We start from the raw sequence: 6,540 nt of genomic DNA, 5'->3' as shown, positions 1-6,540 counted from the left end.
GTCGTTTTCGCTTCACCGGTTTCTCCTCCATCGACTGTTGTATTCTTTGTTGACGCTGGAATCCCTGTAAAAGCAAGCGACACGATTCTTAATAGACTAAGATCTATTCGATGGGTAATCGTTTCGTTCCACCATGTTTTTAGGGCATCGACAGACACGCGACCTTCTAACGTGTCCTTTTGTTGTTTCTGTTCAAACGTCATCGTCGAACGCATGGCAGCCAACGGAACCCTCGTCGCAAATGAATACAGAAACTGAAACCTTGGGTCTGTACGATAATGAAGCAAACCGCGCCCTAACGGGGAATGAGCAAACCAACCTTGTCCCGTTCTAAGCTGCTCGTCAAACGACATTGTTTTCACATATTTCGCCAATCCTACTGTCGTCCGACCGATTTGAGTATGGGTGACACCGGATTGTTTAACGACACGTTGAAGAAAGGATTCATTGGAAAGCACGGAAGCAAACGCTCGGTTCTTCTTTGCGTCGTTTACGATAGACTGAATGGTTGGTAACTGCACTTGAAACCAGTCTGGTGTTTTTGATTGTGCGGGTTTCTTCTGCCCCGCTTTCAATAACACTTCTATTTTAGCCATTGCCTCTTGAACGTGATGATGGTCTGCTTTTCCTCTTTTCGTAAAAGCGACTAATTGTTCCGTTACATCTGAGGTCACTTCCACTGTTTCTTCTTTTCGATTCATCACATTCGAAAACGAAGGAGATTGTGCCGAAGTTATATCCGAGACACTCTTTATAATCGCATCTATTTCCTTTGAAATGCCTTCTAATTGCTTGTTCATCCTATGTATATCTTCTTCTTGATCCTCTATGTATGATTGATCCAACACCGCCAGATCATTCGAGTCGACATTCGATTTGAAATCATTGAGATGCTTCATTAAATTTCTTTCTAGCTGATTGGATAAACCGATAAACGCCTGAAGAAGCGTGCCGTGATAGTCACGAAAATAGGTCTTCGCTGCATTCGCCGTTTCTCCTTTAAACGTCTCCATCTCGATGATTTGATTAATATTCGACTCGACCTCGCTTAATCCTAAACGAAGAGCTTTCATCTCCTTTTTTTGTTCTTCCACAAAGCTTTGCACTTCTGAAAGATTCACTTTTAAATGGGCCACTGTCCACCTCCAAAACAAAGAAAAGATACTCGCCCACATGGAAAACGAAACAACCGATTTACTGGACTTCCATACGTCTCTTAATCGGATGTGACATAAGAAGTAGTTTCCATGTTTTGAGGCCTGTATCTACATTTATGACAGAATCATATATTTCTTTTATCTTACATTTCTCACCGTTATCCATTTACCATTATAATCCATGTTATATTTTAGATTATATAGGTGGAAATCTCCATTTTAGAAAGGGATAAAAGTCCTAGGAATTATACATTCAGATTAATAATAGCGATGTATGAACTTCAGAAAGATGAGGCTAGGAAAAATCCTAATTATAACTTTAAATGTCACGGTCTCGAGAATAAGATTGTGAATTAATGTACTTACGCTAACGCGTGAGTTGAAGAAAAATTAAGTGATTTTTGGATTGAAATCAAATTTTAGTTATCCCATTAAAGGGCTTATATAGTATCCGATCAAAAGTATTAATATGGTGCACCGTTAACCTTTGTTTATATGTAATCATAGAAAAGATTAACTTGGAGCCTCTGTCGGTATGATTAGTCCTGAAAGACTGAAGCAAGTGTTTCAGCAGGCAAGCCCCTCCTCCAAGTAAAGTCCTATCGTTGTTTACGTTGGAAACTTTAAACTATAGGGAAAATCGGCTTTTTTCATTCCAAAATTCTCTTAGCGTATGTTTTCCGCGTTTTGTTGGTAGAACCCCGAAATGACCCTGTATCTACAGTTTCGCATTTCAGGTTATCCCTATACTGTAACGGCGTTACCCCCGTCCATTTCTTGAAGGCGTTGCTGAATGCGCTCGGTTCCGAGAAATGGAGAGCATATGCAATTTCACCTATAGAGATATGCAATTGTTCCAAATAACCGATGGACAATTGCTTTCGCACACGAATAGACAATTCGTTATAAGAAGTTTTCTCCTCTTTCAAACGAAGTTGTAACGTTCTCACACTCATTTGAAAGTGTTCCGCAGTTTGCCGTAAGGTCGGATAATGGGTGGGAAGACAGTGTTCCAACCATCGTAATACTTCATCAGAGAACGATCCTGTCACTTGTAACTTCTCAATGGCTTCTTTGGCAATCGTTTCGAATACGAATAACAACCTTGTATCGGAATACAGAACCGGATTCTCCAACAAGTCCTTACTCATACACAGCATTGTGGAATTGTCTCCAAATGTGGGAATCACTCCGAACACAGTTTCATATGGATGTATTCCCCCCGGTGACTCATGCATAAACCTGACTTCATGCAACGGAACCGTTCGATTACACAGAATTCCGATCAGACGGTAGAGCGAAGTAGCCATCCCCTCTGCACAATGGCGGGGAAAATTCCAGTTAGATTGGGTAAACATGCGTATTCTCACATCTTCATCTACGATCTCCCAATCCAGATTGAATCCGCTGCATAACACTTCATTGTAAGTCTGAAACGACTTAAGTGCAGCTTCTATGTTATTACAATGCATCATGACGTATCCGAGCACGCCCAAATCGGCAAATTCCGTAAATTCCCCCATCTGCAATCCGAAATAATCATCCTGTGTATAGACCGCCGCCGCGTTTGTCAATCTCTCTAACTCCATTGTTGGGATACGCACATCCTGCTGCGTCAGAACAGTGCTGTCAAACGATACATACCGGAAAAACGAATCTGTGTCCACGCCCTTATGGACAAGCGACTTCATGATTGGATACAGCATGGTAACAGAAACACCCAAATCGATCACCGAATTCTCCCCTTTGCGTGATTTATCAAGTAAAAGTACGTTGTTGATCATTTCATTCCGCTAGTTGCCAGTATATACTAAAGTTGCTTTTTCACTATTATATCACAATGAAATTACCGGGGAGGTAAAAGCAATGAAATCGAAAATGCTTGTCATTAACGGCCATCCGGATGCACAGAGCTACTGTGCATCCTTGGCCAAAGCATATACAGAAGGAGTTCAAGAGAACAGCAAAGCCCAAGTCCGAAATATCGACTTAAGCTCAATCTCCTTTGACTTGAATCTGCAACATGGATACGGTAAGCGAACGGAACTGGAAAATGATCTTCTTGAAGCACAGGAGATGATCCGATGGGCGGATCACCTAATATTCGTTTATCCGATATGGTGGGGGAGCACGCCGGCTATTCTGAAGGGCTTTATCGATCGGGTATTCTTGCCTGGGTTTGCATTCAAATACAGGCAGCATTCACCCTTATGGGATAAGCTTCTATTGGGTAAATCTGCACACCTGATCGTTACGTCCGACACCCCTGCCTGGTACAATCGACTCGTGTACCATCGTGCCGGGCTGAATGTTATGAAGCGAAACGTACTTCATTTCTGCGGTATCAAACCAGTACGTATAACCGAGATTGGTCCTATCAGACCATCTACATCTGACCAGCGGGATAAATGGATTGCTCATGTTCGAGAGCTTGGTGCCAAACTCTCCTGATTTTCATGTATGCTATTTAGCCCCAAAATGAACTCGGACACTACACCCCTTATCCCGATACAATAAAATCAAGACGGAGGGGAACGCCATGACAAGAAAACAAAATGACCTGAATTTCAAGAAAAGGGTTGTCGCCAAAGGTAAAAAAATCGGCATTATGACCGCTGCAGCCCGGCAACATGAACTGGATCCCAAGATGATGCTTCGATAGGCCAGAGAATTGGAGCGTGCAGATCTCGATCAGTTAGATGGAACGCTATAAGCAAGCGACCTTTGTTCCTACAGCCTCTAATTATGCAGCGCTTGAAAAGAAACATGAGAAATTGATAAAGCTGTATGCTGAACAGGCATTGGAACGGGAAATCCTTCGAGACCTGTTAAAAAAACGAACCCAGGCTTGCGGATAAAATAGAGATTGCCCAAACATACATTGACCAAGGAAATCCCGTACGACTTGTACTGCGCATCCTGGAAGTGGAGCGCTCCATGTACTATGCATGTTCAAGCACAACCGCCCTCTCTAGCTGAAAAACAAAAGCCAAGCAGTCAGGCTAGAGAGCAGAGTCCTACGTACAAGAACCGCCTGAACTGCGGGGATACGTTGGAGCGTTCAACGCAGGAAGCTCATGACTTTTAGTCATGAGAGGTTCAATAAAAAAATAAAGTATAATTAATTGGACGGAGGGCATTATGACTATTAAAACAGGAAGCTTTATCTTTATAAGAGTTTTTATGGGGTTGATATATTTATGGGTAGTTGCTGACCGTTTAGGCATCTTGGGTCCAGTTGGAAATCTAGGTGTGGTCTGGGGAAACTTTGATAACTTTTTGGAGTATACAGCTACTTTGAACCCTTGGTTCCCAAGAGTAGTGTCTGATATCCTAGGTTATTTTGTAACCTTCTTAGAAGTTGTGCTTGGTGTTTTATTGATAAGTGGTATTCGCTTAAAAGAGACTGCTTTAGCTAGTCTTGCCCTGCTTTTGGTATTCCTATTGAGCATGATTATCTCGATCGGTTTTAAGGAAGCTTTTGATTACATTGTTTTTACGGTAGTTGTTGCAGTAGCTTCGGCACTTCTTTACAGGGAAGCAAAAAAGAGGAGGCCGGGGTGGGTTTAGCCTATTTCGTTTTGAATCGGAATCCACTTCGCTGAAAGTTTTAAAATTTCAGATAGAATCTGATACTTTGTTTCTTACCACAATGCATATATTCATTATATTTTATAAAGATGCATTGTGATTTTAATCAATTTATACCAACTTTTCTTCTGAAATACTAGTTTTTTATCTACTTAACCCATGAAATTTTTTAACATTTTTGATGAAAATAATAAGAGATTTCTAGAGTTTATTTATAGGTTGAAGTCTGAGTTTTATGGCCATAGATTATTAGTGAAGCTTTATGAAAATGGCAAGTCCCGTGCGGATATTGCTAGAGAATATGATATCACTCCATCTGCGTTAGATCGCTGGATTAAGAATCATCAAGAAACAGGTTCCTTCGCTGCGAAGGATAATCGTTCAGAAGAGGACAATGAATTGATGCGCCTTCGCAAAGAAAATCAGCGTTTACTCATGGAGAACGACATTTTAAAGCAAGCCGCGCTGATCATGGGACGAAAATAAATGTGATTCGATATAACACTCACAACTATTCGGTATCAGCAATGTGCGACGTCCTCGATATCCCCAAAAGTACGTATTACTACCATGCCGATGTAACAGGTAAACGTGCACAGAAAGCGGAAGATAAAGAGCTTTCCAAGGAAATTGCCCGTATCTTTAAAGAAAGTCGTCATAACTATGGGACACGTAAAATCAAGAAAGAATTAACTAAATTGCCAGATCCAAAGCATGTGTCTCGGCGACGGATTGGCCGGTTAATGAATGAAATGGGACTTGTCTCAAACTATACAGTGGCGCAGTATAAACCTCATAAGTCAACCTGTAATGAGGCACCAGTGAGAAACGAGTTACAGCGTCAACTTAACCAAGAGGCGTCTTTAGCAGTTATTGTCAGTGATTTAACATACGTTCGTGTCGGAAAAAGGTGGCATTATGTATGCTTATTTGTCGACCTTTTCAATCGTGAAATCATTGGACATAGTGCCGGTGTCAATAAGACCGCAACCCTTGTATATCAGGCAATCGCAAGCATTCAAGCGAATTTAAATGATGTCAACATGTTTCATACTGACCGCGGAAGTGTTTGATAATAAACTAGTTTCAGAAGCACTAGAAACATTTGGGATCCAGAGATCCTTGAGCATGAAGGGTTGTCCTTATGACAATGCCGTTGCCGAAGCAATGTTTAAGGTATTCAAAACAGAATTCGCTAATGGAGCTCATTTTGCTTCTCTTGAACAACTCTCCCTTGAACTTGATGACTATGTTCATTGGTTTAACAACATTCGCATACATGGAACACTTCGGTATGTGACACCTGTAGAATCTAGAAAGCAAGCCCTTTAATTTTTTGTCCAGTTTAGTGTTGACATTCCACTACTAACACAAATCTCGAAAGAATATTAGTCAGTCAAGGTTTCCAATATGATAATCATCTTTCACTTCTCAAATATGTGATGTAGACCATGTTTGATTCCATCTAAATTTTTGTTTGCTTGTAATCTAAGAACAGTTCTAGAGATTTTTGTACAAAAGCCTTATATCTTTTTCTTTCTTCCTCTTCCACCACACCAGGAGTCCATTGTCCTGTTTCTGCGTAAATTATTACTTCATGAGGGTCTTGATCTGATTTAAACCTTTGTCCATGTTTCGCTTAGAAATAGGATAATAAACTGAATCATTATATGGTCCCTGCGTCCAATAAATCTGATATTCTCCATTTTTATCTATAATTGCAAATCCATCGACACGATATATTTTTTCCATTCTTTCTACTTCCATTGGTTGTTTCTTTTGACTCAAATTG

At 40.7% G+C, this 6,540-nt stretch carries 5 protein-coding genes and 2 pseudogenes; 4 read left to right on the top strand and 3 right to left on the bottom strand.

The window, feature by feature from the left end; translation table 11 throughout:
• Both ACERJO_RS20760 and ACERJO_RS20755 read right to left on the bottom strand, forming a co-directional pair.
• A partial coding sequence (locus ACERJO_RS20760; protein ID WP_373648751.1) for a T7SS effector LXG polymorphic toxin occupies nucleotides 1–1,136 on the bottom strand: 1,136 nt, incomplete at its 3' end.
• 671 nt (nucleotides 1,137–1,807) lie between these two features.
• Nucleotides 1,808–2,890, bottom strand: coding sequence for an AraC family transcriptional regulator (locus ACERJO_RS20755; RefSeq protein WP_373648750.1), 1,083 nt, complete (start codon nucleotides 2,888–2,890; stop codon nucleotides 1,808–1,810).
• Between the two features lie 133 nt (nucleotides 2,891–3,023).
• Here ACERJO_RS20755 and ACERJO_RS20750 point away from each other — a divergent pair, with 133 nt between their 5' ends.
• The 4 genes and pseudogenes from ACERJO_RS20750 (at nucleotide 3,024) to ACERJO_RS20735 (ending at nucleotide 6,080) form a co-directional block, all read left to right on the top strand.
• Nucleotides 3,024–3,608 (top strand): NAD(P)H-dependent oxidoreductase, encoded by a 585-nt coding sequence (locus tag ACERJO_RS20750; protein WP_373648749.1) that lies wholly within the window; start codon nucleotides 3,024–3,026, stop codon nucleotides 3,606–3,608.
• 88 nt (nucleotides 3,609–3,696) lie between these two features.
• A complete protein-coding gene (locus tag ACERJO_RS20745) occupies nucleotides 3,697–3,819 on the top strand; it encodes a hypothetical protein (RefSeq protein WP_373648748.1) in 123 nt (40 codons plus the stop codon).
• 479 nt (nucleotides 3,820–4,298) lie between these two features.
• A complete protein-coding gene (locus ACERJO_RS20740) occupies nucleotides 4,299–4,727 on the top strand; it encodes a MauE/DoxX family redox-associated membrane protein (protein ID WP_373648747.1) in 429 nt (142 codons plus the stop codon).
• Nucleotides 4,728–4,958: 231 nt separating this feature from the next.
• Nucleotides 4,959–6,080 (top strand): annotated as a pseudogene (locus tag ACERJO_RS20735) (IS3 family transposase).
• A 258-nt stretch (nucleotides 6,081–6,338) separates the two neighbouring features.
• Here the strand turns inward: ACERJO_RS20735 and ACERJO_RS20730 are convergent.
• Nucleotides 6,339–6,540: pseudogene (locus ACERJO_RS20730) on the bottom strand (hypothetical protein); the annotation flags it as partial.

The organism is Halalkalibacter sp. AB-rgal2, assembly GCF_041821005.1.
Classification (GTDB): Bacteria; Bacillota; Bacilli; order Bacillales; family Bacillaceae_D; genus Halalkalibacter.
The sequence above is the reverse complement of the archived record's forward strand: the minus strand, read 5'-3'. Positions and strand labels throughout refer to the sequence as shown.